Origin of the sequence: Paenibacillus sp. JJ1722, from assembly GCF_048282685.1 — a bacterium.
Taxonomy (GTDB): domain Bacteria; phylum Bacillota; class Bacilli; order Paenibacillales; family Paenibacillaceae; genus Paenibacillus; species Paenibacillus polymyxa_B.
The window spans coordinates 4,099,155-4,124,204 of the sequence record NZ_CP182500.1; the positions used below are offsets into that span (position 1 = coordinate 4,099,155).

Genomic DNA, 25,050 nt, shown 5'->3' on the forward strand with positions numbered 1-25,050 from the left:
TACAAAAATACCAAACCGACCTGATCATTGTCAAGTCAGTTCAGTATTTTCAATAAACAAGATTTATCACAACAGTTTAGTTTACTGGAATGAATCCACAACGTTTACACTTTTTCACGAAAAATCTCAATATCCAGCGTATAAAAACCGTATTTATGTATAGTGACACAGAAAATAGAAAAATTCGAGACTATGTCTCCATACCATTATAGCTTCTTTGTCCTTGAGGAGGAATTAAATTTGAGAACTAATCGCCGCAATCTTTTATACGCATCGATCGCACTTTTACCTACAATTTGTATGTTTCAGATTTTAATTGAGTTGTTTCCGTATACAGGACTAGGAAGAATAGTTGCTTTGCCATTGGTTTTCATCCTGAATGCAGCCCTTATTATTTCAGTCATCCATCTAATTCGTAAATTAAGCCCCCTGTGTTGTGCCTTAATCTTGGTTCCTACAATACTTTTAAGCATATGGAATACCATTTTGTTTTACCCTCAAGAATTCAGTCCAAGTATTCCCAAGCAAATAAAATACAGTATATCGGCAATACAACATTACGATGATTTAACACTAGCCGATTGGGAAGGATATACATATAGTCCAAGCAGAAGCGGAGCGTCTGAAAGATATGTTGTCGCCTTGTATAAATATAAACACCGAGTTCCATTAGACGGCACTTCATACTTTTATAATGATACTGATTATCATAAGGACCATCCCATAAGAAGCCTGAATGGAATACCTTCCGAACTGGAGCCTCATCATCAATTCATTTGGTGGTTGCTCAAAGCATATGAGAAATGAACCAGGATTAAACAATGTAGGCTGTATAACAAACGCACGATTATGGCCTGATGAAAAAAGAACTGACCTCATTATTGACAGGTCAGTTCAGTACTTTCAACACTGCGATTTCATCACAATTGTTTTGTTTACTACAGTGAATGCAGTCGGTCCATACCTTTTCAGGGAAAATCTCTTTACTTACTACATCAAAACCGTTTTTTATAAAAAAGGAGACCTCGTAGGTCAATGCCATAATTTTAGGAATACGTTGCCGCCGTGCTTCTATAATAAGGCCCTCCACGAGCTTGGAGCCAATACCCATACCTTTATGTCCCTCAGAGATGCCAAGGGAGCGAATCTCTACCAGATCAGCGCCCAATTTGCATAAAGAACCACAACCAACAACTTCGCCGTCCACCTCTGCAACAATAAATAGCTCCAGTTGGCGCGTAAGCACTTCCCTCGAACGTGGCAGCATAATCCCCCGCTCTGCATAGCCGCTAATCATTTGATATAAAGGCTCCACATCCTCAGGAACCGCACTTCTGCACAATACATCTTTACACACTGAAGCCATCTTGCTCTCCTCCTGCCGCTTGCCGCATATAATGAATAAATATACAACATCACGCATAGAATCGCAATACTCCATTTACCTGCTTTGACAGAATGTTGTTATAAAATGATTGTCCCAGCTTACGAAGTTGAAACGTACTGTATTGAAGCCTACGACTTATGAATTTACCGTGATTGAACCGATGAACTCTGCAAATACATCATTTCCGAATAAAATGCCGCGTTCACTCAAACGATAACCGTCCTCAATTGATTCGATTAACCCCGCATTGAGCATTTTCCCGAGAGGAGCAGTAAACGTATCCTCCAATGCCTGACCGAATTGAGCTTCAAAGCGGGACTTGGATACGCCCTCTAGCATTCTCAAACCGACCATAAGAAAATCCTCCATGGCTTCCGCCGCCGGCACCTCAAAGCTATCCAGACGTGGTAAACCATTACGACTAGCCTCCACATAAGGGTTAATGCCTTTAATGTTCATATGACGCTCTCTGCCAACATATCCATGTGCCCCAGCGCCGAGACCGTAATAGTCCTCATTTCGCCAATAGGTCATGTTGTGCTTGCTCCCCAAGCCTGGTTTTGCGAAATTACTAATCTCATACTGCTCATACCCCGCTTCTTTCATGCGACGCATGAGGAGTAAATACATTTCCAGTTCGTCATCCTCATGTGGAAGTGGCAACTGATTTTTCTGGTACAGTGTATGGAAGAGTGTGTTTTCTTCAACCTTCAAGCTGTAGATAGAGTAATGAGGAAGCTCCAGCTCTAGCGCTCTACTGACGCTTTCATGCAGCATCTCCACCGTTTGGTTCGGCAAACCGAACATCAGGTCAATAGACAGGTTGTCCAAGCCAACCTTACGAGCGTTTTCCAAACTGCGATATACGTCATCTGTACTGTGAATACGACCTATGCCTGTGAGTAGCTCATTCTGAAAAGCCTGTACACCAAAGCTGAGTCGATTGACGCCGCCTTCTTTCATTACAGTGAGTTTTTCAAAATCAGTGGTGCCTGGATTGGCTTCCATGGAAAACTCAATATCTTCCGCCCAATGTGGGAAGTAAGTTCGGACGCTCTTCAGGAAATATTCCATTTCTTTCGGGTTTAGAGTAGTTGGTGTTCCGCCCCCGACAAAAATGGTTTTAATCTCTCCTGGCGGGTGAAGCTTGACTGTATGTTCCATCTCCCGTTCCAGTGCATACAGATATTCCATAACAGGTTGATCCTTGAGCACATAAGAGTTGAAATCACAGTAAAAGCATTTATTCGTGCAAAAAGGTATATGCAGGTAAACCGCTTGAGGCGCGGATGAATGTTCATGTTTTTGTATGGATGCGGTCATACCGATCCTCCTTGTCAATTCAGTGTGTGGTGATTGAAAAAAATGGCGAAGAGGGGGGAGAACGCTCCGTGGATGGATCATTCTTCCGATCGCTGTTACCCCCGGATTTTTTCTTTGTAAATAAACTTAATAGGGTAAAATCCGGGGATAAAGGCGAACGCTAACGCTTCTTCAGAACGATTCCATCCACTCTGCTGCTGCCCACCACCATCGGTCATTTTTTGTGATGTAGGTGTTGCAGTAAGAGTAAAGCATCTTTAGAAATACGCTAAAGCTACTGTTGTTATACTATTTTTGCAACCGAGATAACAAACATTCCATCTCTGGATAGCTTGCTCAAATAAATAACGTCCATTCTCCATGCACGGCAAATGCCCCATGAAAGAATGGACGAATACTTCAAGCAGCTTTACTCATCTATTTTCAGTACCGCCATAAATGCTTCCTGTGGTACTTCTACGTTACCGACCTGCTTCATACGCTTCTTGCCCTCTTTTTGCTTTTCAAGCAGCTTCCGTTTACGGGAAATATCGCCGCCGTAGCATTTGGCCAAGACGTTTTTACGCATCGCCTTAACGGTTTCACGCGCCACGACTTTTGTTCCCACAGATGCCTGGATTGGCACCTCGAACATTTGACGCGGGATTAGCTCGCGCAGCTTCTCACAGATAATACGTCCGCGATGATAAGCCCGATCTCTATGCACGATGAACGACAGCGCATCGACCTGCTCGCCATTCAACAAGATATCCATTTTCACCAGGTTGGACTGGCGATAGCCTGAAATCTCATAATCAAAGGAAGCATAACCTTTGGTACTTGATTTAAGCTGATCGAAGAAATCATATACGATTTCAGACAGCGGAATTTGATACGTAATGGTTACCCGTGTCGTATCCAAGTATTCCATATTTACGTACTCACCACGTTTGGTTTGACAAAGCTCCATCACCGTACCTACGTAATCATTAGGGACGATAATACCTGCTCTTACATAGGGCTCTTCCACATGTTCAATCCGTCCGATTTCCGGATAATTCGATGGATTGTCGATCTGGATCGTTTCCCCATTCGTCAACTTTATGCGGTAAATAACGCTTGGTGCCGTTGTAATCAGTGGAATGTTAAATTCACGTTCAATCCGTTCCTGAATAACGTCCATATGAAGCAGACCAAGGAATCCACAACGGAAGCCAAAACCCAACGCGCTTGATGTTTCTGGCTCAAAGCTGAGCGAAGCATCGTTCAGTTGTAGCTTTTCAAGCGCCTCACGCAGATCGTTATACTCCGATGTTTCGATTGGATACAGACCGCAATATACCATCGGATTAATTTTTCGATAACCCGGCATCGGTTCTAATGTTGGATTTTTTGCATCTGTCACCGTATCCCCGACACGCGTATCACCCACATGCTTGATACCAGCAACGATAAAACCAACATCACCGATGTTCAGCTCGTCCACGATGCTCATACGTGGCATGAAAGCACCAACTTCAATAACCTCAAACGTTTTGTCAGTTGCCATCATTTTAATTTTGGAACCTGCCTTGATGCTACCATCTACGACGCGGACATACACAATAACGCCTTTATATGGATCATAATGCGAATCGAAAATAAGCGCCTTCAGCGGATTATTCGGATTCCCTTGCGGAGCAGGTACGCTTCTGACCACCTGTTCCAAAATTTCCTTGATACCGATTCCAGCTTTGGCCGATGCGTGGACAGTCTCGCTCGTATCCAAGCCGATAACATCCTCGATTTCCTGCTTCACCCGTTCAGGATCGGCACTTGGCAAATCAATTTTGTTAAGCACTGGCAGAATTTCCAGATTGTTGTCCAACGCCAAATATACGTTAGCCAATGTCTGTGCTTCAATACCCTGTGCCGCGTCTACAACTAGCAAGGCCCCTTCACAGGCCGCCAAGCTTCGGGAAACCTCATACGTAAAATCGACGTGTCCCGGTGTATCAATCAGATTCAAAATGTACTCTTCGCCGTCATCGGCCTTATAAGTGAGTCGCACTGCCTGGAGCTTGATTGTAATCCCGCGCTCCCGTTCCAGATCCATCTGATCAAGCACTTGCTCCTGCATTTCACGGGATGTGAGTGCACCGGTGTATTCCAAAATCCGGTCAGCCAGCGTGGATTTACCGTGGTCTATATGTGCAATGATACTAAAGTTCCGAATTTTACGTTGTCTTGCCAATATGTCAGTCATGCCTTACCCCCACACAATGCCTAGTGTCAATCAGCTTATTATAGCAGTTGTATAGGGGGTCAGCAATATTTCTATTCTGTCACTCCGTCAAAAACAGACACAACCCATCGAATCCCCTGTCTTGATAGGTTTTGCAGCAGCCCAGCCGTTTTGTCCGCCATGGTATCCACCGAAGCTTGTTGTCCCTTGACGGCTAACAGTTCACGCGGTGTCTCCAGGTCCTGAGTATTGACATGCTGCGCAGTCGTCGAATACCACCTGGATGCCCCGAGTTCCGTCTGCTCCTCATTTTCTTCCCTTCCACTAGCTTCATTTATACCCGCTCCCGTTTTCGGCTCAACCTTAACATTTCCACTTGTGCTATACGTACCGCTATATGCACGAGCGTTAGCTGCGGGTGTATCCTCAATAACCGTCTGTTCATATCCGACTTTCTGTTGATTTACCGATTGAATCGTATCCCCGTTCCATTCCGGTCCATACACTGAACGCAGGCCAGATCCTGCCAGTTGCATACCCAGTAGAATACCTGCCCCCATGAGCAATACAAATCCAAGTGCTTTATTACGAAAATGTCCAGACATTACCTTCCCCCCTTACCGCTACCTCATTTAATTGCCGCTGTTGCTCTTTTTTGTATCCGATACGTTAGTGCCCGCTTTCTGAGCTTTCTGATCTTCCCAATACACTTCACCGATCATGTCCGCCAAAACGTCTGAGGTGCGTTTCAACTCCTCCTCGGTGTTGTCAATACCCCCGATTTCAATTAAAATGCTATGCGAAGATAAGCTTTGATTGTATTCACCGTTGTTGCCTTTGCCACCATCTTTCCCCCATACACCACGTGATACGCCATGATACGATTTTTCCAGCTTTTCATGAATACGAGCAGCAAAAGCTTCATTTTCGCGCCAATTTTTGTTGTCATGTCCGATAATAAAATACACCTTGGCATAAGAGAGTCCATTAATGGTTGCTGTTGTTTTTCCGTGACGTTGTGAATCTCGATGAATATCAAGCAAATAAGTTAAACCTTTATTTCCAGCTAAAGCTTCCTTGACTGTTTCGCGTGAATATTTATAGGAATAGTTCCAATTGTAATTTTGAACTGTAGTGGCATAATCCTTGTTTACATGCAGTGTGGATATCCCTTGCTTTTCCAGCCTCTTCTTTACGAAGTCCCCTACCCTTGACACATTGGCTGATTTAGAACCTGAATTGGGGTTGGAACTGGTTTTGCTGAGTAGTGGGTTATATGCTTCTCTGGGATGAGAATGGTAGATTAATATACGCTTGTCCCCTTTGGCCGTATCACCTGGATGATCTTCACGTGCCGGATCTGTTTGCGGTGTTGTCGGAATATCCGGCGTAGTAGTCGGTGGGTTCTCAGATGCATCTGAGCCACCAGGGGCATCCGTCGTTCCCTGATCGGGCTGATAATCCGTAGGACCCTCTACCTTTGTGTTCCCCGAACCCTTGCGCAGCAAGACAGGCGCTCCCGCAGACATGCCAGGAATTTCACGAGAAATGAGACTTTTGGGATCCTGCGGATTAATACCTGTAAGCATCTGAAAAACAAAAGGCGACCATTGTTCACCCGACAACGAAGATTGCTGCTTCTTTTGTGCCAAATGAGGTACTTCCATACCTAGCATATCCGCAAAAAAACCGCTAGACACCGAACCTGCCAATCCTTTCATCGAAGAAACAGGAGATGTTTGTAGACGATTTTCTGCCAATCCCCCTAGCCCCAAAACGACAAATAAAAGCGCCGAGCCCATGATCAGCAGCACAAGCGTATGTCCCATCGCCAAAATTTCGATACCTTTTCTTCTCCATCTTCCGACGTTCCAGGTCTGAATTTTTTTCATGTGAGCCTTGTCCTCCTTCGTCCCGTCGAAACCCGCTTTATATTCTGAACATAGGGTTCCTATCTGCTGCGGAAATCTCTTATACTTCAACTCTATGAACGGAGAACAATTGCTAGAACACAAAAAATCTCTACCACAGGTATATCACCTCCCTTTTTGAAAGAGATTAGATTCCTGTTAAATAGAGACTTTTGGTATAAAATACGATTTTACCAACCCTTGATTAATGCGTATAGGCGGCGACATTGCCAGGATCAACAGCTTCGTGCAGAGCAGCGTTCAATCCAGTAGCAATGATGTTCGCGATATCTTCAATAAATTCATCGATCTCTTTAGGAGTCACAATCAGATCATGCCCCAGCGGCTGCAGTACCTCTCTCACCAGCCCAAGTCTCTCAGGTTCTGAAATATCGTCCAACATCCCCAGGATTGCTTTTGTAGAAGCCTTTTCTTTGGTAAAATGTGTTTTCATCAGTTCGATTACGTTATTGACAATGGTAGAAGCGTAGCATACCGTCGGAACGCCGATAGCGATACACGGAACACCCATAATATCCTTGGTGATACCGCGCCGCTTGTTGCCAATACCTGAACCTGGATGTATCCCGATATCAGCCACCTGAATGGTCGTATTGACGCGCTCCAGTGAACGTGACGCCAGAGCGTCAATTGCAATAATCAGTTCTGGCTTTGTGCGATCCACGATGCCTTGAACGATTTCACTGGACTCGATCCCCGTAATACCCAGGACGCCCGGTGCAATTGCGCTCACATCTCGATAGCCCGGGTTGATTTGATCAGGTGTCAGTTCAAAAAATTGACGAGTCACCATCAAATTTTCAACGACAAGCGGCCCCAGCGAATCGGGAGTAACGTTCCAGTTGCCCAGACCTACCACCAGTACCTTTGCCGTATTAGAGATCCCTATTTTTTGTATAAAATGCTCCATTTCTTTTGCAAATGCAATAGCTACACGTTGCTGGAGCCCCGTGTCGCCTTCACGCAAGCCTGGTACTTCCAACGTGACGTAATGCCCTTGTACCCGCCCAATACGGTTGGCTCCTTCTTCATTCAGTACGTCCAGCCGTGTGATTTTGATTCCGTTATCTTCCTCCACGTTCTCACTTATGCCCGACAGAGGTACAGGCTGATCCCGTTCGGCCAGTTCTCTTGCCTCTAATGCCAAATCCGTGCGTACCGCATACTTCTGCAAATCCAGATCCATCTTTTAAGCCTCCTTGGATACCATCTTTGACTATAGTGTGCGAGACACCCAACAGGTTTATGCACATCCATTTTCATCCTGTAATTCGCATCGCCTCAGAATGTTTTCTTATTGCAATTTGAGGTGTGGCATGCTAAAATATTTTAAGTTGTGAAACGTTTGTGTTCATAAGTAATGCCTTTACAGGAGGTGAATGTAATGCCAAACATCAAATCCGCTATCAAACGCGTTAAAACTAGCGACAAACGCCGTGCGTTGAACGCTTCCCAAAAATCCGCGCTTCGTACAGCAGTAAAAGCTGCCGATACAGCGTTGGTAGGTAACGAAGCTGAAACTGCTGCTGCTGCTTTCAAAGTAGCTTCCCAAAAGCTGGACAAGGCTGTAACTAAAGGTCTGATCCACAAAAATGCAGCTGCTCGCAAGAAATCCCGCTTGGCGAAAAAACTTAACGCTCTTACAGCTCAAGCGTAAGCAAGAGCTACTTTCATACGTTAATGAAAAAAACCTGACCAGCCTTGGCTGATCAGGTTTTTTTAGTTTATAACTTTTGTTAATTTATAGAGTCAGCTTTCCACGCTACATGAGCTGACTCTATAACAGCACATGGGGGGATTAGATTGAAGCCCCCGCACCCATTTTCATCAAAAATAGCTCCAGTCCCAGTACCTTGTCAACGACACCTGTTTTCATATGATAATCCAGCTCGCCCAATTCGTAGAGAAGCTGACGCAGCTGCTCAGGGCGGAACCTCCGCGCTTGGTCCCCTGCAACTTTCACCCCATAAGGATGCAAACTAAGCTGACTGGCAATTTGTTGCTGGGAATAGCTTTGACCTGCCAGCTCTTTGACCTGCAACATAATACGGAACTGTCGCGTGATCAAAGCGGCAATCTTGATCGGTTCCTCTTTTTGCTTAAGCAACTCATAAAAAATACTAAGCGCCTTATCCAGCCGCAAATTAGCCAGATCCTCAACCATCGCAAATACGTTTTGCTCTGTGTTACGAGGCACCAGGGATTCTATATCAGCGGATGAGATCGTTCCCTGTGCTCCTGCGTACAAGCAGAGCTTGTCTATCTCGGCAGCCAAGGATTGCAGCCCGGTACCTGTAAATTGAATGAGGCTTTCAGCAGCTCCTGCAGCCAATTGCACTTCTCTTTCTCCTGCACGCTTATGGATCCAAGCTATAAGATCATCTCCACCCATTGGAGCAAAAGCAATAACCGAAGCATCACTTTTCAGCTTTTTGACAATCTTTTTCCGTTCATCCAACTTTTCAGCCTGAACCGTAAAAACGATGACGCTATAGTCAGTCGGGTTATCCATATAAGTCAACAGCGTCTCAAGCCGGTGCTCTATCTTACCGCTATCTTTGCCTGCTGCAAATACACTGGTATCCCGTACAATAATCAGCTTCTTTGGCACCAGAAAAGGCGCTGTTTCCGCCTCCTCCACGACCACCTCAATTGGCGTTTCGGTTAAATCATAAGGAATGATGGCGAAGTCACGATGCTCCTCTTCCACCACTTTCTCTTTAAGCATCTCAACAAACTGCTTCATTTGATATTTTTCACTGCCGTATAGCAAATACACTGGCGAAATGTCGCCTTTGCGAATAGCCTTAGAGGCTGTTTTTACATCCATTTTCCGTTCCCCCCACCCACTGATCGTACCCGACATCCGACCGGAAGGCAAGTCATGATACAAACGAAGGGACCCTGCCTATAGGCAGGATCCCTTCACCACCATCTATATCAACACGGCAGCAGAAAGCTCTAGAAACTTTCGGCCGTCGGGATACGACGTCGGTTCATATAGTATATTCTCTGTTTTTAAAAGTGTGCCAACTTACGGAAACTATTTTCCAGTGCTGCGCGGGACGGTGTACGTATATTTACTTGCTGTCCCATCCTGCTCCGTCTCATACATAAAGGTCTGGCTGTCTTCTGACCAGCTTCCTTTGACCCAGGCACCTTTTAGAGTACGGACTTCCAGTGTTGTTCGGTCTACACCGTTATCGGAAAGCTTATACACTTTCAGCTTTTTGCCCTCAATAGCCACCGCATAGCTACCATCTGGCGAGTTGAGCTGATCTGTAGAGCCAGATTGGGCACTATAGCTGGAAGCATTATTGTTGTCCGGAGAGACCAGTGAATTAGATACAAATCCTTCTTTACGAACCGGGTCTTGCGACACGGATGATTGCTGATCATCAGAAGCTGCATTGCTGCTATCCGTTCCTAAGGCATTGCCCGAATCCTTGGTGATGCTTTTGGAAGTCGTTTCTTTCGACGTTTCATTTGACGCAATTCGATCCTGTACCTTCAAATCCTGACTAAGCGACGAAGAAGAATCATTCGTACTTGTATTACCATTATTATCGTCCTGAGCGGTACCCGTATCCGCTAGGGGTGCTTTTTCCATTTTCGGTTCCACCTGTTCAGCAGGAGCAATCGTGGATCGATCAGATTTTTCCTGACTTAACTGTTTGTCCTCAGATTTAGGAGCATCTCCAGCAGACGGATTTTCCTTTGTCACCTGACGATCCATACGTAGCTGCCCCTGCCCTTCATCCTGACGAGAAGAATGTTCAGCTGGTGCAGACTTCGTCGAATCTTCCTCCCCAGCTCGCTGATCGTCACGTTTCCCAGTATCCCGTTTGGAAGAGTTCTTTTCATCGTTTGCACCTTGTTTGCTCAGGTCAGGATCTTTATCCGCAGGTAGCTGAGATGCATCCGTTCCTTGCCCCTGCTCTGACGGCTGCTGTGTAGAATCCGAACCAATGGCTGCATCACGGCCTCCACTGCCATTGGCTGTACCTGGAAGAATTTCCGTCTGATTCTGCGGATTCGTCACTTCGGGCGTCTGGGTTGTAAGTATGCCTTCCGCATCCTGCACTGTTTTAGGCTCGAAGTTAAACACTACAATCCCCAGTACAACAGCAGCGGCAGCCACGCCCATGGCAGCGCGTCCAGCCATTCGGTTCCACCAAGGTGTAGGCTGGGTACTTTGTCTAGGCACTGGTCCAGGCTCTACAGCCACAGGCTGCATTTCCTGAAGCGCACTTCCCTGTTCTTCACGTGCGCGGTCAATGGCATCAAGCTGAGGCATGATGGAATCCACCAGGCTGAACGCCGGGGAAACCGCAGGCAATTCCTCCAGCTCGCGAGAGAGTGTCTGAAGAATAAGAAATTTTTCCGCACAGTCCGGGCAAGTCGCAATATGGTTCATTAATTGGGACGTCTCTTCTTCGCCCAGCTCATGATCCACATAACGCTGCATCCAATCCATCACCTCTTCCCCACACTTCATCCTGATACACCACCTTTCTGATATTCCTGAAGTAGCCCTTGCAATTGCTGTCTTGCACGATATAAGTATGACTTGACCGTATTTAGCGGCAAATCCAGAGAATCTGCAATCTCGTTATAGGAGAAATCCTGCAGATATCTTAAGACAATTACCGTCCGGTGGTGCTCCGGAAGTTGTTGTATAGCCTCACGAACATCCTGTGCCATGTAAGAGGTCAACACCTCGACCTCCACGTTTTGGGGATCGTTGAATATCATGTCGTGCTCGTCAATGGAAACCGAGGGCTTCGTTCTTCTGAATTTGTCGATGCATATATTCGTTACAATGCGTTGGACCCAAGTTTTAAACTGCGCTTTTTCCTCATAAGAGTTAATTTTGGAATAGATCCGTATGAGGGCTTCTTGTGAAGCATCCATGGCGTCCTGCTCATTGTTTAGAATGTAATATGCCGTACGGTACACATGCTGTTCTATCTCTCTTAATAGGGTAATGAGAGCGTCGCGATCGCCCGATTGAGCGGCTCGAATGAGTCCCTGCTCTACCACAAAGGATCCCCCTCTCCCTGCAATATTACAGACGTATCCCTTTTGCAAATTGTTGCAGGATAGACGTCTGACACTAATTTTATTTTTTTAACAAAAAAAATTATACCAAAAAGCCCAGATTCCCCAGCGTATCCTCCCTTAGAATAACAGAAAAAGGGAAGGTAGTCACCTTCCCCTAGCTCCTACATACATCTAAATGCTAGCCTATCGAGCTGCAAGATCATATTGTTACTTCTTGGAAACCAAAAAATCAGATATGAGTTCTAATTGATAAGTCAGAGCAATCGGATCTTGAAAATAAAAATCGTCGATTGAGTATTGATATACTTTACCTGATTTAACGGCAGAAAGGTTCTTCCACACACTTTTAGATAAAATATCTTTTCCTTGGTCTGTTCCGTCGCCTCTAATACCCAACATTAAATAATCGGCATCGCCCAGCATCTCCGGTAAAGCCTCTATTGAAATGCTGGCCCATCCCTTCTCGAACGCTGCCTTTTCTACCTTCTCAGGAGCATGAAGTCCCAGCTCATCATAAAGTATGGCTCCTCCACGTCCATAAGATTTTCCATATAGATATAATTCTTTTCCTGTAATCTCAAAAATAGCGATTTTTTTGCCCGAATCAATGACGTCAGACAAAGCCTGTTTCTTCTCAGCAATCTTGGTTGCAAAATCAGCCAGGCAATTCTTCGCTTCCTGCTCCTTGTTTAACACTTTGCCCAGCTCCATCAGACGGTCCTTATATTGATATTTACCATATGGAATAAACACTGTAGGCGCTATTTTTTTCAGATTTTCATATGCTTTCTCATCATAGGTAATGATCAAATCCGGCTTCAGGGTGATCACCTTTTCAAGGGACAATGCGGAACTGTCACCGATATTTGCAACACCATTCAAATATTTTTTATAGTATGGAGCATCAAATACAGTGTCTGGAGCCCCTACAGGTGTAATATCAAGTGCTAGCACATCACCTACATAATCATCGACTGCCACTACGACACGCTGGGGATGCTCAGGAAGAGTAATTGTACCTTTATCACTTTCATATGTACGTGTGGCAGCTTCATCTCCAGTTGATGTGGTCTTGAGAGCAGTCGATTGACCGCTTTCTGTTACAGTCCCACCCCCACTTGTAGCGCATGCACTCAATACCAGCATTAACGAAATGATGAACAAACAAGCTGATGCTCTGAATTTAAAATAACTCACAATATTCCTCCCATTAATAATGATTCTCATTTTCATTACTCATATGATTCTATCAAAGCTTACAGCTACTGTCCATGCAGATTGGATTCAAAGCAAACAGCCCACTCCTGAGAGTGAGCACCCGTTTTAGTGTGTTGTTGTACTGATAAAAAAGGATCGAAAAAACTATTTGCGTTGGTACCGCACACTCAGTTTTCCTTGCTGTGCTCGAATCTGTATCTCTCCCATCGTATCTGTTCGATATATAGCAGAATTAACTGCCGATAAACGTTCCAATACCGCTTCATTCGGATGTCCATAAGTATTGGTCGCACCGACCGAAATAACAGATACTTTCGGTCGCCAGTAGGATAACCACTCTTCCGAGGTGGAGTACTTGCTGCCGTGATGTGCTATTTTCATGACATCTATAGCTTTCCTTACTTCCCCCGTTGCTCCCTCATCTTTCACACTTGATGAAAAACGAGTTAATTCAGAGAGCAACGACGACTCTGCTGCATCATCCATATCTCCTGTGAACAAAAAAGAGGCTCCCTCCATTTCCAATATCATGGCAACAGAGTAATGATTCTGTTCCTTCATAACAGGCAACTGCTCAGATTCGTTCTCCGGTAGTGTAAACGGATAGAGAAAGCGGATTTTCGTAGCCTGGTCTGGTTCCCATTCCATACTATGATGTGCACCATACAGCTTGATCTGCTTGTCTAAAGCCGTGTTCAACAGCTTACGGAATGGGGTTTTATCTGTCAGGGTACCGTTAAAAAACAAAGTAGATACGGGAATCTGGTCAAGCACAGCCTGTAGTCCTCCGGCATGATCATGATCTCCATGCGTTAAAATGACAGCGTCCAGGCGATGCACACCTCGTTGCTTTAGCAAGGGTACAATCGTATCTTCACCCACCTCGTAGGGATCTGCACGCTTGCGCCAAGCATTTTTCCCTGTCGCAAAATCCATTGTACCCCCACCATCAACCAAGATATGTTTCCCGCCCGGCGTTGTAATTAAAATGCTGTCACCTTGGCCCACATCCAGATATTGAACAATTCCCGTATTTCCCTCACCAGGAGATTGGTAACCTGTATACAATATTCCAAGCCAAGCAATAACACTTAGAGCCAGTGCCAAATGACGATAACCATTCCACTGTCGACTTGCAAATTTCCCTGCTCCCTCAGGTTCAGGAGCCGTATGCAATATAGCCGCCCATTCTGGAGAAGCTGCTAATCCTGTATATATAGGTGATGAAATGGCAGTAGAATTCAAGACGGTAATGTCGTTCGTTTGCCTGCGGGATGTCAGCCACCTTTTGAGCCAGTACAAAACACTGTACAGAGCTGCGTAATACGCCATGACCCACAGGATGGAAGAAGACGGCCAAATACTCACATAAGCATCATCTACATTCAGCCATTTCACTAGTAAAAAGGTCAAATCGTTCAATTGCTCTGCCGGCCACGCAAGAATACGAGCCCCATCCCCCCACAAAAAGGAAAGCCCCATCGCCACCGTACCTAATGGAAGCACGATATATGTAATAAGGGGTACAAGCACAAAATTGGCCGCAAATGATAACAACGAAAATTGATTAAAGTAGAATACCGTCATTGGAAACGAAACAAGCTGTGCCGTAATTGTAATCGCAACTTCACCGCCGATTAGGAAAGGCCATTTGGCGAAAAACGGCTTCATAAGCGGCATATAAATGAGCAACCCACCTGTCACCAAAAAGGAAAGCTGAAAGCTGACACTAAGTAGATAATATGGATTCCAAATCAGCATGAGCAACGCGGATATACTTAGAATATTAAGTCCGTCTTTGAGCATACCTCGTCGGGCTGCAAACAAGCCGATCATCGCCATAATTCCCGCCCTCACAACAGAGGGAGAAGCACCTGTCAGCAGGACATAAGCCGGAATGAGTATCATCACGACCGTAAGAGATGTCTCGCGGCTAACTCTTAGTAGCTTGAGTAAATATAATAGTGTAGCTGCATATACCGCCACATGCATCCCCGATATTGCTAAAATATGCGTTAAACCAAGCTGCGTAAACTCGTTATACGTTGCTGGGTCCAACTCATCTGTTACCCCAAGTACCAGTCCTTTCATATATCCCGCGTGATGAAGTGATGTAAATGCCGATTCCATTCTCTGCCCTAGCTGCTCCCTAAGCTGATCATTCCATCTGAACAAAGTGTAGCGGTTCCAAAGTGAAGCCTCCTGCTTCTGTAACGAGGCTGCCCCATCGCCTTTGAAAAGCCAGTGGATTTCCTGTGTGTGCAGGTATTCACTGTAATCAAAGCTACCAAAGTTCCCCGCTTTTGCAGGAGCCTTTAAGGTGCCACGCAGTAGGATTGCATCTCCACGTTGCCACGCTGCCGCAAGTTGCTGTTCCTGCTTGGCAGCCAACTTGATATGAACAATGACCTGTTCCGAAATTAGTGCACGATTCTCGTCCTTTTTCGAATGACTTCCGTAGTGATTGATTGAGGTGACTCTCATCTCAAACTGTGTTCGATCACCATCTACCTGTACTTCAGAAGCGATAAGCCCTGCTGCTTGAACAGACATGTCTTCCACCATAGAAGACGATACATGGAGAGCATCGGGAATACTGCTAACATTATGCGTATCATGCCAATACCAATGAAATCCACCCCCGCTGAATGCAAGCCAAAGTAATACCATATGCCGGATGGGGATTTTCATCCATAAAGCTATAAGCGGAAAGATCAGGGTAACCCCCGCCCAGAGCAACAAAAGCATCCGTCCAGAATACAGACATGCTCCCGCACTTCCTGTAATCCAACAAACAGTAAGGGTCAATATAGGTCTAGTTAACACAAGCTTAGCTTGAATACAATCACCTTCCGGTAGCAAACATTGCTTTTTGTCCAAAATAAGCAAAACAAAAAGAACCTCTGACAAAATAGCATTCGTCAGAGGTTCTTCCTCGTTTACTTTTTAATTCATTACATCCATCAGCGTTTCTTTCGGTGGATGATAGGTCTTCAGCATACGAAAGGCGATTCCCTTTTCCTCCATCATAGCACGAACCTTGTCGGCATCTTTGGGATAAGGTCTGTGGTATACAATCTCCACAATACCGCTGTTCGCCAACATATTGGCACACGTCCAGCATGGCTGGTCGGTGACATATACTGAAGAGCCTTCACGATCAATTCGGTCAGTAAACAGTAGCAGGTTCTGCTCCGCATGAATAGTGCGAATACATCGCTGCTTCTTAACCATTTCCTCGCGCCCATCACGTTGAACGACCTCATACTCCTCTGAGATCATACAGCCTGCCTCAGAACAGTCAGGCACCCCGGATGGTGCTCCATTATAGGCCGTCCCCAAGAGCTTTTTACCTTGTACAAGTACGGCTCCAACATGACGCCGCGCACAGCGCGAACGGGTGGATACCATATAAGCGATATCCATGAAATAGGTGTCCCAGTCCTTGCGTACATCTGCACTCATTTCCATCTCTCCCGTATAAACAAGTTAAAACGTAAACCATATCCGCTACCGCCGTTCTCAGGGCCTGTACATTGTAATCTTATATAAGTTACAAGCTGACATACGGCTTCATTTTCGCCAACATTTTAGCTCCGATTCCCTTTACATGATCCAAATCGTTCACACGTTTGAACGCCCCATGCTGATTACGGTAGTTCAAAATAGCCTCGGCTTTTTTAGCCCCAACCCCTGGTAGCTCCATTAACTCGGCAGCAGTCGCCGTGTTGATGTTTACCTTTTTTTCGCCGGAAACGGGTGTAGTAACCGAATCACTTACCGTATTGGTCCTACTCGTCGTTGCACCACTCGAACTAACAATACCTGTGTCTGAGCTCGGATTCGCAACACCTGACTGCTTTACGGTACTTGAATTTCCCGCAATAGAGTTTTCGCTCACAGCAGCAGATACACCAGTAGAAATCTGCACAGTATCACGTTTCACATTGTCAGCGGCTTCGGCATTCCTACTGCGCTCAGCTTTGTCTGAGGGTTCTTTTACAGCAGGCTTTTTCTGGGCATAGTCACTGCTGCGCTGCGACTCATTTGGCTCTGAATCCATCGCCACAGCCTGCTCCACCTTATGGTTAAGTAAAGTCCACTCTTCTTGCGGCTCAGAGCGCTGTCCTCCGGCAAATAAAATAAGTCCACTCCCGATTACAGCAAGCGTTATCGCTGTTCCTGTCCATACGCGTTTCATTTCCGTATCGTCCCCTACTCCACATGGATTTCGGGAAATTGAGCCGACTGAAAACACCGTCTCAATCAAACAGAGCAAGTCTGTTCAATTCCCGTTAAACCGGAGGGTGCAAACAACCTCCATACGGTCTCGCTGTGAGCATTTTTACAAAAAAGTGGTACGACCCCGGGCACGATCTAACATGCTCAGACATAAAATTCGTCATGTCGGCCAAGACCAGGCGCATACACTAAGAAGAATGACAGCTGACAGCACAGCGTCTATACCGCAAAGTATGAAAGGAGGACGTTGAACAATGAAAGTTGGATTTATCGGGACTGGCAGCATGGGAAGTCTGCTAATTGAGTCTTTTATTAATTCTAACGCACTCAAGCCGCAGCAAATATCAGCAAGCAATCGAACGCATTCCAAGGTAACCGAGCTAGCCCGTCGTTATCCAGGTTTGCATGCAGCCCAAAGCAACCGTGAAACGGCAGCGGAAAGCGATGTTTTGTTTATCTGTGTGAAGCCGCTGGAATCAAAAGCCGTAACGGATGAAATACGCAACGTCATTACAGAAGAGCAAATCGTCGTATCTATCACAAGCCCGGTGCAGATTCGTATTTTGGAGCATGCACTGAAAGCCAAAGTGTCCAAAATTATTCCCAGTATCACCCACCAAGTGGGCAGCGGAGCCTCACTATGCATCCATGGAAGCCGGATTACAGAGGAGGACCGCACCCTTCTGGAAGAGCTTATGTCCCACATCAGCAGGCCGATTCGGGTTAAAGAATCTTATACTCGAATCACGTCGGATTTTTCGAGTTGCGGTCCTGCTTTCTTGGCCTTTTTTATGGACCAGTGGATTCAAGCCGCAGTTCAAGCTACAGGTATAGACCGTACGGAGCTATGCGCCCTGGCCGGTGAAATGATCATCGGCACTGGAAAGCTACTCACGGAAGGCGGGATGACACCAGCCGAGTTACAGGCCAGAGTGGCGGTTCCCGGAGGTATTACCGCCGAAGCTCTCGCACTGTTGGACATCAGCCTGCATAGTGTCTTTCCCAAGCTGATACAAGCCACGCACAACAAGTATGAAGAAGACATGCAAAAGGTGGATGTCTCCTTCGGCTTAAAGCCAATTAACCGGCAACAATATTAACCAGCTTACCTGGTACAGCAATTACCTTGCGGATCGTTTTGCCGGCCAGTGCCTGCTGAACATTGTCCAACGACACAGCGAATGCTTCCATCGCTTTAGCATCAAGATCCTTGGCAATCGTTGCACGCTGCACAATTTTACCATTCACTTGCACAACAATTTCCACTTCGGCGTCCACCGTCCATGCTTCATCATAAGCAGGCCAGGCCGCGTAGGTAATGCTATCATTGTGCCCCAGCAGCTGCCACAATTCCTCGGCCAGATGGGGTGCAAGCGGCGACAGCATTTGCACGAAGTTTTCCATTGCTGCACGCGGCAGAAGGTCTGCTTTGTATGCATCGTTGGTGAAGATCATCAGCTGGCTGATCGCTGTATTGAAGCGCAGTGCATCCAGATCTTCAGTTACTTTTTTCAGCGTTTTATGCCAAGTACGATTGAACTCATCGCTACCGCCGTCATTTGTAATTTTATCGTTCAGGCTACCATCCTCGGAAACAAACAGGCGCCATACGCGGGACAGAAAACGATGTGCTCCCTCTACCCCATTCTCATTCCATGGCTTGGTCGCTTCCAGCGGCCCCATAAACATCTCATAAATACGCAGCGTATCGGCGCCAAACGTATTGACAATATCATCAGGATTAATGACATTACCGCGTGATTTACTCATTTTTTCATTGTTGTTGCCCAAAATCATACCCTGGTTGACCAGCTTATAAAAAGGCTCTTTCGTTTCCACTACGCCGATATCATACAGTACCTTATGCCAGAAACGGGCATACAGCAAGTGAAGAACCGCATGTTCCGCTCCGCCAATATACAAATCAACAGGCATCCATTCACGTTGTTTCTCTTTGGATACAAGCTCTTTGTCATTTTTCGGATCAATAAAGCGCAGGTAATACCAGCAACTGCCTGCCCATTGCGGCATTGTATTTGTCTCGCGGCGTGCTTTCATACCTGTCTCAGGATCAATGGTTTCGATCCAATCTGTTGCGTTCGCCAGCGGGGATTCACCTGTACCGGAAGGCTTGATATTGTCCATCTCCGGTAGTACGAGCGGAAGTTGGTCCTCAGGAACCGTTTTGATCGTTCCATCTTCCAGATGAATTACCGGAATCGGCTCGCCCCAATAGCGTTGACGGCTGAACAACCAGTCACGCAGGCGATAGGTGACTTTGCCGTGTCCTTTGCCCTCAGCTTCCAGCCATTCAATCATCTTCGGAATCGCTTCCTCGTTGGTAAGTCCATTCAGCGGGCCGGAATTGACGTGCGGTCCATCCTCAGTATATGGCTCATTAGCCACATCTCCACCTTGGACAACCTCAATGATATTCAATCCGAATTGCTTGGCAAATTCCCAGTCACGCGCATCGTGAGCAGGTACAGCCATAATCGCTCCAGTTCCGTAGCCTGCAAGTACATAGTCAGCAATCCAGATCGGCAGCTTTTCGCCGTTCACCGGATTCACTGCATAAGCTCCTGTGAATACGCCTGTTTTATCCTTGGCCAGATCCGTACGCTCCAGATCGCTTTTACGAGCAGCTTGTTCACGGTACTGTTGTACAGCATCCTTTTGCTCAGGCGTAGTGATAATATCCACCAATTCCTGCTCTGGTGCCAGCACACAGTAGCTTGCGCCGAACAGTGTATCTGGACGGGTTGTAAACACTGTGAGTTGCTCGTCATAGCCTTCAATTGGAAAACGAACCTCTGCCCCGGTAGACTTACCGATCCAGTTCCGCTGCATATCCTTAATACTCTCAGACCAATCCAGTTCCTCCAGATCCTCCAGCAGACGATCCGCGTATTCCGTAATTTTCAGCATCCATTGACGCATTGGTTTACGGACGACCGGATGACCGCCACGCTCACTCTTACCGTCAATAACTTCTTCATTCGCTAGCACCGTTCCCAGCGCCGGGCACCAGTTCACAGGTACTTCAGCTACATATGCAAGGCCGCGCTTGTACAGCTGGATGAAGATCCACTGTGTCCATTTGTAATAATCAGGATCCGTCGTGCTGATTTCACGATCCCAGTCGTAGGAGAAGCCGAGCGATTTGATTTGACGGCGGAAGTTATTTACATTTTTCACCGTAATTTCGCGTGGGTGCTCCCCTGTATCCAGCGCATGCTGCTCGGCAGGCAGACCGAAGGCGTCCCAACCCATCGGATGCAGTACGTTGTAGCCGCGCATTCTTTTATATCGTGAAACAATATCCGTAGCTGTGTAGCCCTCTGGGTGGCCTACATGTAGGCCGGCTCCAGATGGGTACGGAAACATATCCAAAGCATAAAACTTCGGTTTGCCCGGCTCTTCCCCGGTGCGGAACGTCTTGTTCTCATCCCAATATTTCTGCCATTTTGGTTCAATACTTTGCGGTTGATAGCCGTGCTTCGGCTGTGTGTCTGTCATTGTCTTTTCCTCCTCAAACGGTATGCAACAAAAAAACCTCTGCATCCCGTAGCGTGTCAGCGCTAGGGACGAGAGGTTATATTCCCGTGGTACCACCCTAGTTAGCAGAAAGCGTTCTTCGCGTTCTACTCCCTTTGCACCTGATAACGGAGGTGATCCGATGCGGGTTAATAACAGGATACAAGCACCTGTATAGGGCGTTCCTGCGTTGGACGCATATCTCCGAGGCGAGTTCACTTTGCACTGTCAACCGGCTTGCACCACCCGCCAGCTCTCTACATGTCCAGACAAAGCTACTATTCCTCATCAGCGATTGTTTAACCGTTAATAATGGCACTATTATATTGAAAACCGCGAAAAAAGTCAAATAAGGACTACCTTTGGTGTTAAAGACCCTCTTCATACTAATTGTTCATGACACATGCATACGAATGTTTTATAATGATTTCGAATTAAATCGCTTCAAGTTGAGATGAGTTGAGATAAGAAAGGTGAGCTGAGAAATGGCACAGATTAAAATTTACGGAATAAAAGAAACTCTAAATCCAATCAAAAAGCAACTTTCAGAGGTGATTCATTCTGCTGTGGTGGATGCGTTCAAATATCCTCCTGACAAGAGGTTTCATCGTTTTTTTCCTATGGATCAGGAAGACTTTATATATGCCGATGGTCGCTCTGAGGCGTACACCATTATTGAAATCAGTATCTTTGAAGGCAGAACGACAGAAGCTAAGAAGCAACTCATTAACCTGTTATTCCAAAGAATTAACGATCTTTTGGGTATTTCTCCACAGGATCTTGAGATTACTATATTTGAAACACCCAAACAGAACTGGGGCATTCGGGGTGTACCGGGTGATGAGCTTCAGCTGAGCTATAAAGTGAATATATGAGTGCAAAAAGACGCCCTTCATGTCATCATGAAAAGCGTCTTTCTTTTCCCATACTCGCTAAATGAAGCCTTGCTATTTTACAGCAACATAAAACAGTCTCGCCGCGTCATCTTCTGCTTCTACCCATTCAAAATCCGCATATACCTTCACATCACGAAAACCCGCTTTGGACAATTCTGCCTTCATCCAGTCTGGGTCATAGGCACGTTGTACATGTATTTCCTCGAAACGCTGGTATAGATTGCGTCCTACTTGTTCTGCTTTCGCAAAGATACTAAGATGATGCTCAATTTCACAACGGGGAGTGTCCAACGCACATGTCCAGATATACGAGATAGAGCGTTCATCCAGTACGAATGGTTGCTCTTCATCATAACGTAAAAACGTCTGCGGATGATGTACATCGAACAAGAAGGTTCCGCCAGGCTTCAGACCAGCATGCGTTCTGCGAAAAGTAGAAATTATATCTTCTTCCTCCAACAAGTAATTCAGACAATCGCAAAAAGAAATTACAGAATCCACAGGCTCGGGCAAAATCCATTCTCTCATATCCTGCTGTATCCAGCGAACGCTTCCCTCACGAAACAATCGCTGTCCCTGTGGAGTGGTTTCCATTTTGCGGCGGGCTACTGCCAGCATGTCAGAGGATAAGTCGATTCCAGCCACTTCGAAGCCCGAGTTGACTAGGGGAATCGTAATCGAACCCGTTCCGCAGCCCAGCTCGGCCACCGTATGCGGCATCCCGTACTGATCCCAAGCCTGCCGTGCAAAGCGCAACCAGTCCGGGTACGGCATGTCCTGCATCAGCTCATCATACACATAGGCAAACTTCCGGTAAGAAGCCATTTTTTATTCCCCATTCCCGTCCTTCGGTTCAGGTATATTCTCCACCAGGTAGGTCCAGTTTTCCTTTTGTGTAACCAGTCCTTCCTTCATCAGCTTGCCCATCGCACGCTTGAAGGCGGATTTACTGATACCAAACCGTTGCTTGATAATATCCGGCGGTGTTGCGTCGGAATAAGGCATGCCGCCGCCCGGACGCTCTTTCAGAAAAGCAATCAGCCGATCCGCATCCTCATCACGGCCTACTTCCTTGCGTGGTGACATCGCCAGATTGACCCGACCGTCTTCCCGAACAAGCGTGACCCGTACCTTGACCTCTTCGCCCAAGCGAAGCATCCGGTTACGCTCCGAGGAATGAATCATTCCAATCGCGCCAAAACCAAGCACACCTCCGTCCACCAGGACGAATGTGCCCATCTGAAGCGGCTTGTACACAGTCGCCTGCACCCATGTATTTAACCACGAATCAGGGGCGTGGAAGCACAACGGAGCCAGCTCCTGTTCCCCTGCCAGCTTAGCTCGCAATCTGCCTTGCTTGTCATGCTCCATAATGGCATACACGTAGTCGCCCACCCGAGGATGCAAATCTCGGTTTTCTGGCAACTCACGAATCGGCAGCAAAAGCTGACGACCCAATCCCATCTCCAGGAAACAACCCAAACGCGGATGCACATCGGCCACCTCAAGCTTTGCCATTTCGCCCAACGACAAGAACGGCTTTTTCATAGTTGCGGCCAAACGGTCCTCTGTATCGTGAAAAATAAATACCTCCAACCGTTCACCAACTTCTATTTCACGTGTCAGCTCCGTATAATGCAGCAGCACATCCTGCTCACCAACAGTGAGAAAATAACCGAAAGGAGATACCTCACGATCCACCATAATGGTGACATAAGTACCGGCGATCAAACTCATACCTTTTCCACAACCTTAGCATCCGACCAGAGTCGTTCAATGTTATAGTATTCGCGCTCGTCGCGATGGAAGACATGCACTACGACATCCCCCAAATCCATTAGCACCCAACGGGCGGAATCCATTCCTTCGATTCCTTTGATGGTTACACCTTCATCATGAGCGCGTTTGCGAATTTCTGTTGCAATCGCCTGTACCTGTGTATCCGAATTACCGTGGCAGATGACAAAATAATCAGCTACTAGTGATATTCCCCGCAAATCCAGTGCGACAATATTCATTGCCTTTTTATCATTTGCAGCATCAACCGCTGTTTGCATTAATTGCTCATTAGTTAGGGTCATTCATGAACCTCCGTTTTTCTCTGTTTTAGTTGTTGAATCAAGTCATTGCGCGACAAGACTGTCAGTGGAAAAATAACCTTTTTCTTTTCCAGCAACAATGTAATCGTGGAGTCAAATCCAGCGATAAGGCCCTGCTCCAAGCTTTTCTTTGCCTGTTTACGGATATGCTCAACCCCCGGAAAATCCCGTCCCGGTTCGATGTAATCAGCGAGACACACGACTTTATCCAGCAGGCTCATACCTACGCGTCCTGACGTATGCCAGCGGATCGCATTCCTTATTTCCGGATCATCCACTCCGTAATCTCTTGCTGCAACGCAGTATCCTACCTCTGAATGCCAGAGCTGCTTGTCATGTTCCAAAAGCTCCTGATCACATTCGGGATGACTGCGAATCACCTCTTCCATCTGCTGGACAGGCCAATATTTCGCTACATCATGCAAAATAGCCGCCAGTTCGGCCTTATCCGGATCTGCTCCATATCGCTGCGCAAGCTCAACTGAGGTATGCATAACACCTAGTGTGTGCTTCCAGCGCTTTTCAGGCATTTGACCAGATACGGCTTCCATTAATTGCTCACGGCTGTACTTCATACAAACCGCCCCTTGTAATATAGTCATGCACACGATCAGGCACAAGATAACGGATGGTACGCCCTTCCGCAGCACGCTCTCGAATATCCGTCGACGAAATGTCCACCACTGGCATATCCGCAAGCAGTACCTTGTCCTGCAAATAATGCGGCAACTCATCCAACGCAAGCTGGAACCCTGGGCGCCGAACACCAATAAAATAAATTCGCTGCGCCAGTTCCTCAATTCCCTGCCAATGAGGCAAGTAGTTCACCATATCCGCACCAATAATAAAATAAAAATCCACAGCAGAGTGCAACTCCTGAAGCTCCTTGATCGTGTCAATGGTATAGGATACTCCCCCGCGAAGCACTTCAATATCCAGCACTTCAAAAGCAGGATGACCCGCTACCGCTTCACTCGTCATCTCCAGACGCTCCTTACCGCTCGCCCCCGCCTGATGCTTGTGCGGAGGAATATGAGAAGGCATAAACCATACTTGATCCAGACCATAGGCATCTCTTGCCGCTTCTCCAGCCAGCAGATGTCCAATATGAATTGGGTCAAATGTACCACCCATAATACCGATTTTCATA

At 46.4% G+C, this 25,050-nt stretch carries 24 protein-coding genes and 1 other annotated feature; of the genes, 4 read left to right on the forward strand and 20 right to left on the reverse strand.

The window, feature by feature from the left end; translation table 11 throughout:
- Nucleotides 1-240: 240 nt before the first annotated feature.
- Nucleotides 241-807: a hypothetical protein gene (locus ACM1ND_RS18130; RefSeq protein WP_245240360.1), complete on the forward strand. Its 567-nt coding sequence runs from the start codon at nucleotides 241-243 to the stop codon at nucleotides 805-807.
- Between the two features lie 82 nt (nucleotides 808-889).
- Here the strand turns inward: ACM1ND_RS18130 and ACM1ND_RS18135 are convergent, their stop codons facing one another.
- The 6 genes from ACM1ND_RS18135 to gpr form a co-directional block, all read right to left on the reverse strand.
- Nucleotides 890-1,366 carry an N-acetyltransferase gene (locus ACM1ND_RS18135; RefSeq protein WP_013311174.1) on the reverse strand — a complete coding sequence of 159 codons (477 nt, stop codon included), beginning with the start codon at nucleotides 1,364-1,366 and terminating at the stop codon, nucleotides 890-892.
- 156 nt (nucleotides 1,367-1,522) lie between these two features.
- On the reverse strand, nucleotides 1,523-2,710 hold the full coding sequence (gene hemW, locus ACM1ND_RS18140) for a radical SAM family heme chaperone HemW (protein ID WP_053325799.1): 1,188 nt from the start codon (nucleotides 2,708-2,710) through the stop codon (nucleotides 1,523-1,525).
- Between the two features lie 409 nt (nucleotides 2,711-3,119).
- Nucleotides 3,120-4,934, reverse strand: a complete 1,815-nt coding sequence (gene lepA, locus ACM1ND_RS18145) for a translation elongation factor 4 (RefSeq protein ID WP_023989515.1) — start codon at nucleotides 4,932-4,934, stop codon at nucleotides 3,120-3,122.
- A 71-nt stretch (nucleotides 4,935-5,005) separates the two neighbouring features.
- Nucleotides 5,006-5,518 (reverse strand): hypothetical protein, encoded by a 513-nt coding sequence (locus tag ACM1ND_RS18150; protein ID WP_023989516.1) that lies wholly within the window; start codon nucleotides 5,516-5,518, stop codon nucleotides 5,006-5,008.
- A 27-nt stretch (nucleotides 5,519-5,545) separates the two neighbouring features.
- The gene (locus ACM1ND_RS18155; RefSeq protein ID WP_023989517.1) at nucleotides 5,546-6,805 is read right to left on the reverse strand and encodes a stage II sporulation protein P; all 1,260 of its coding nucleotides are present in this window, start codon (nucleotides 6,803-6,805) and stop codon (nucleotides 5,546-5,548) included.
- 223 nt (nucleotides 6,806-7,028) lie between these two features.
- Nucleotides 7,029-8,030, reverse strand: a complete 1,002-nt coding sequence (gpr, locus tag ACM1ND_RS18160; RefSeq protein WP_023989518.1) for a GPR endopeptidase — start codon at nucleotides 8,028-8,030, stop codon at nucleotides 7,029-7,031.
- 198 nt (nucleotides 8,031-8,228) lie between these two features.
- On the opposite strand from gpr, the gene rpsT reads away from it, so the two are divergent.
- Nucleotides 8,229-8,501, forward strand: a complete 273-nt coding sequence (rpsT, locus tag ACM1ND_RS18165; protein WP_013311181.1) for a 30S ribosomal protein S20 — start codon at nucleotides 8,229-8,231, stop codon at nucleotides 8,499-8,501.
- A gap of 141 nt (nucleotides 8,502-8,642) precedes the next feature.
- On the opposite strand, the gene holA is transcribed toward rpsT, so the two are convergent.
- The 8 genes from holA to ACM1ND_RS18205 all read right to left on the reverse strand — a co-directional run bounded on the left by holA (nucleotide 8,643) and on the right by ACM1ND_RS18205 (nucleotide 17,327).
- Complete coding sequence (gene holA, locus ACM1ND_RS18170) at nucleotides 8,643-9,674, reverse strand: DNA polymerase III subunit delta (RefSeq protein ID WP_013311182.1); 1,032 nt, start codon at nucleotides 9,672-9,674, stop codon at nucleotides 8,643-8,645.
- Between the two features lie 213 nt (nucleotides 9,675-9,887).
- A complete protein-coding gene (locus tag ACM1ND_RS18175) occupies nucleotides 9,888-11,342 on the reverse strand; it encodes a zf-HC2 domain-containing protein (RefSeq protein ID WP_418026414.1) in 1,455 nt (484 codons plus the stop codon).
- Nucleotides 11,339-11,887, reverse strand: a complete 549-nt coding sequence (locus tag ACM1ND_RS18180; protein ID WP_013311184.1) for an RNA polymerase sigma factor — start codon at nucleotides 11,885-11,887, stop codon at nucleotides 11,339-11,341. The genes ACM1ND_RS18175 and ACM1ND_RS18180 overlap by 4 nt, the downstream gene beginning before the upstream one ends.
- A 228-nt stretch (nucleotides 11,888-12,115) precedes the next feature.
- On the reverse strand, nucleotides 12,116-13,105 hold the full coding sequence (locus ACM1ND_RS18185) for an iron-hydroxamate ABC transporter substrate-binding protein (protein ID WP_418026416.1): 990 nt from the start codon (nucleotides 13,103-13,105) through the stop codon (nucleotides 12,116-12,118).
- A 165-nt stretch (nucleotides 13,106-13,270) separates the two neighbouring features.
- On the reverse strand, nucleotides 13,271-15,811 hold the full coding sequence (locus ACM1ND_RS18190; protein WP_418028038.1) for a DNA internalization-related competence protein ComEC/Rec2: 2,541 nt from the start codon (nucleotides 15,809-15,811) through the stop codon (nucleotides 13,271-13,273).
- Nucleotides 15,741-15,893, reverse strand: coding sequence for a hypothetical protein (locus ACM1ND_RS18195; RefSeq protein WP_279834681.1), 153 nt, complete (start codon nucleotides 15,891-15,893; stop codon nucleotides 15,741-15,743). Before ACM1ND_RS18195 ends, ACM1ND_RS18190 begins: the two co-directional genes overlap by 71 nt.
- A gap of 179 nt (nucleotides 15,894-16,072) precedes the next feature.
- Nucleotides 16,073-16,591 (reverse strand): deoxycytidylate deaminase, encoded by a 519-nt coding sequence (locus ACM1ND_RS18200; RefSeq protein WP_023989523.1) that lies wholly within the window; start codon nucleotides 16,589-16,591, stop codon nucleotides 16,073-16,075.
- An 88-nt stretch (nucleotides 16,592-16,679) separates the two neighbouring features.
- Complete coding sequence (locus ACM1ND_RS18205; protein ID WP_023989524.1) at nucleotides 16,680-17,327, reverse strand: ComEA family DNA-binding protein; 648 nt, start codon at nucleotides 17,325-17,327, stop codon at nucleotides 16,680-16,682.
- A 295-nt stretch (nucleotides 17,328-17,622) separates the two neighbouring features.
- Between ACM1ND_RS18205 and comER the strand changes: the two genes are divergently transcribed.
- Entirely contained in the window at nucleotides 17,623-18,468 is an 846-nt protein-coding gene (gene comER, locus ACM1ND_RS18210) for a late competence protein ComER (protein WP_023989525.1), read from the forward strand.
- Here comER and leuS read toward each other — a convergent pair.
- Nucleotides 18,449-20,887 (reverse strand): leucine--tRNA ligase, encoded by a 2,439-nt coding sequence (gene leuS, locus ACM1ND_RS18215; protein ID WP_023989526.1) that lies wholly within the window; start codon nucleotides 20,885-20,887, stop codon nucleotides 18,449-18,451. The two genes, comER and leuS, sit on opposite strands and share 20 nt — an antisense overlap.
- 61 nt (nucleotides 20,888-20,948) lie before the next feature.
- Nucleotides 20,949-21,206 (reverse strand) — a binding site (T-box leader).
- A 184-nt stretch (nucleotides 21,207-21,390) separates the two neighbouring features.
- On the opposite strand from leuS, the gene ACM1ND_RS18220 reads away from it, so the two are divergent.
- On the forward strand, nucleotides 21,391-21,780 hold the full coding sequence (locus tag ACM1ND_RS18220) for a tautomerase family protein (RefSeq protein WP_023989527.1): 390 nt from the start codon (nucleotides 21,391-21,393) through the stop codon (nucleotides 21,778-21,780).
- Between the two features lie 72 nt (nucleotides 21,781-21,852).
- On the opposite strand, the gene ACM1ND_RS18225 is transcribed toward ACM1ND_RS18220, so the two are convergent.
- Genes ACM1ND_RS18225 through nadD form a run of 5 tightly spaced genes read right to left on the reverse strand, consistent with a single transcriptional unit; the run spans nucleotide 21,853 to nucleotide 25,049 of the window.
- Nucleotides 21,853-22,626, reverse strand: a complete 774-nt coding sequence (locus ACM1ND_RS18225) for a class I SAM-dependent DNA methyltransferase (RefSeq protein WP_418026419.1) — start codon at nucleotides 22,624-22,626, stop codon at nucleotides 21,853-21,855.
- A gap of 3 nt (nucleotides 22,627-22,629) precedes the next feature.
- Nucleotides 22,630-23,538, reverse strand: a complete 909-nt coding sequence (locus ACM1ND_RS18230) for a S1 RNA-binding domain-containing protein (protein WP_076293525.1) — start codon at nucleotides 23,536-23,538, stop codon at nucleotides 22,630-22,632.
- A complete protein-coding gene (rsfS, locus tag ACM1ND_RS18235) occupies nucleotides 23,535-23,882 on the reverse strand; it encodes a ribosome silencing factor (RefSeq protein ID WP_013311194.1) in 348 nt (115 codons plus the stop codon). The genes ACM1ND_RS18230 and rsfS overlap by 4 nt, the downstream gene beginning before the upstream one ends.
- Nucleotides 23,879-24,475 carry a bis(5'-nucleosyl)-tetraphosphatase (symmetrical) YqeK gene (yqeK, locus tag ACM1ND_RS18240; RefSeq protein ID WP_023989530.1) on the reverse strand — a complete coding sequence of 199 codons (597 nt, stop codon included), beginning with the start codon at nucleotides 24,473-24,475 and terminating at the stop codon, nucleotides 23,879-23,881. The genes rsfS and yqeK overlap by 4 nt, the downstream gene beginning before the upstream one ends.
- Nucleotides 24,459-25,049 (reverse strand): nicotinate-nucleotide adenylyltransferase, encoded by a 591-nt coding sequence (nadD, locus tag ACM1ND_RS18245; RefSeq protein ID WP_013311196.1) that lies wholly within the window; start codon nucleotides 25,047-25,049, stop codon nucleotides 24,459-24,461. The genes yqeK and nadD overlap by 17 nt, the downstream gene beginning before the upstream one ends.
- Nucleotide 25,050: the final 1 nt, after the last annotated feature.

Coding starts and splice junctions, on each gene's coding strand:
- ACM1ND_RS18220 (WP_023989527.1), top strand. CDS start 21,391: ATGGCACAGATTAAAATTTACGGAATAAAAGAAACTCTAAATCCAATC.
- ACM1ND_RS18205 (WP_023989524.1), bottom strand. CDS start 17,327: ATGAAACGCGTATGGACAGGAACAGCGATAACGCTTGCTGTAATCGGG.
- ACM1ND_RS18225 (WP_418026419.1), bottom strand. CDS start 22,626: ATGGCTTCTTACCGGAAGTTTGCCTATGTGTATGATGAGCTGATGCAG.
- yqeK (WP_023989530.1), bottom strand. CDS start 24,475: ATGAAGTACAGCCGTGAGCAATTAATGGAAGCCGTATCTGGTCAAATG.
- leuS (WP_023989526.1), bottom strand. CDS start 20,887: ATGACAGACACACAGCCGAAGCACGGCTATCAACCGCAAAGTATTGAA.
- ACM1ND_RS18200 (WP_023989523.1), bottom strand. CDS start 16,591: ATGAGTGCAGATGTACGCAAGGACTGGGACACCTATTTCATGGATATC.
- gpr (WP_023989518.1), bottom strand. CDS start 8,030: ATGGATCTGGATTTGCAGAAGTATGCGGTACGCACGGATTTGGCATTA.
- lepA (WP_023989515.1), bottom strand. CDS start 4,934: ATGACTGACATATTGGCAAGACAACGTAAAATTCGGAACTTTAGTATC.
- ACM1ND_RS18195 (WP_279834681.1), bottom strand. CDS start 15,893: ATGTCTGTATTCTGGACGGATGCTTTTGTTGCTCTGGGCGGGGGTTAC.
- comER (WP_023989525.1), top strand. CDS start 17,623: ATGAAAGTTGGATTTATCGGGACTGGCAGCATGGGAAGTCTGCTAATT.
- rsfS (WP_013311194.1), bottom strand. CDS start 23,882: ATGACCCTAACTAATGAGCAATTAATGCAAACAGCGGTTGATGCTGCA.
- nadD (WP_013311196.1), bottom strand. CDS start 25,049: ATGAAAATCGGTATTATGGGTGGTACATTTGACCCAATTCATATTGGA.
- ACM1ND_RS18150 (WP_023989516.1), bottom strand. CDS start 5,518: ATGTCTGGACATTTTCGTAATAAAGCACTTGGATTTGTATTGCTCATG.
- rpsT (WP_013311181.1), top strand. CDS start 8,229: ATGCCAAACATCAAATCCGCTATCAAACGCGTTAAAACTAGCGACAAA.
- ACM1ND_RS18155 (WP_023989517.1), bottom strand. CDS start 6,805: ATGAAAAAAATTCAGACCTGGAACGTCGGAAGATGGAGAAGAAAAGGT.
- holA (WP_013311182.1), bottom strand. CDS start 9,674: ATGGATGTAAAAACAGCCTCTAAGGCTATTCGCAAAGGCGACATTTCG.
- ACM1ND_RS18175 (WP_418026414.1), bottom strand. CDS start 11,342: ATGAAGTGTGGGGAAGAGGTGATGGATTGGATGCAGCGTTATGTGGAT.
- hemW (WP_053325799.1), bottom strand. CDS start 2,710: ATGACCGCATCCATACAAAAACATGAACATTCATCCGCGCCTCAAGCG.
- ACM1ND_RS18135 (WP_013311174.1), bottom strand. CDS start 1,366: ATGGCTTCAGTGTGTAAAGATGTATTGTGCAGAAGTGCGGTTCCTGAG.
- ACM1ND_RS18230 (WP_076293525.1), bottom strand. CDS start 23,538: ATGAGTTTGATCGCCGGTACTTATGTCACCATTATGGTGGATCGTGAG.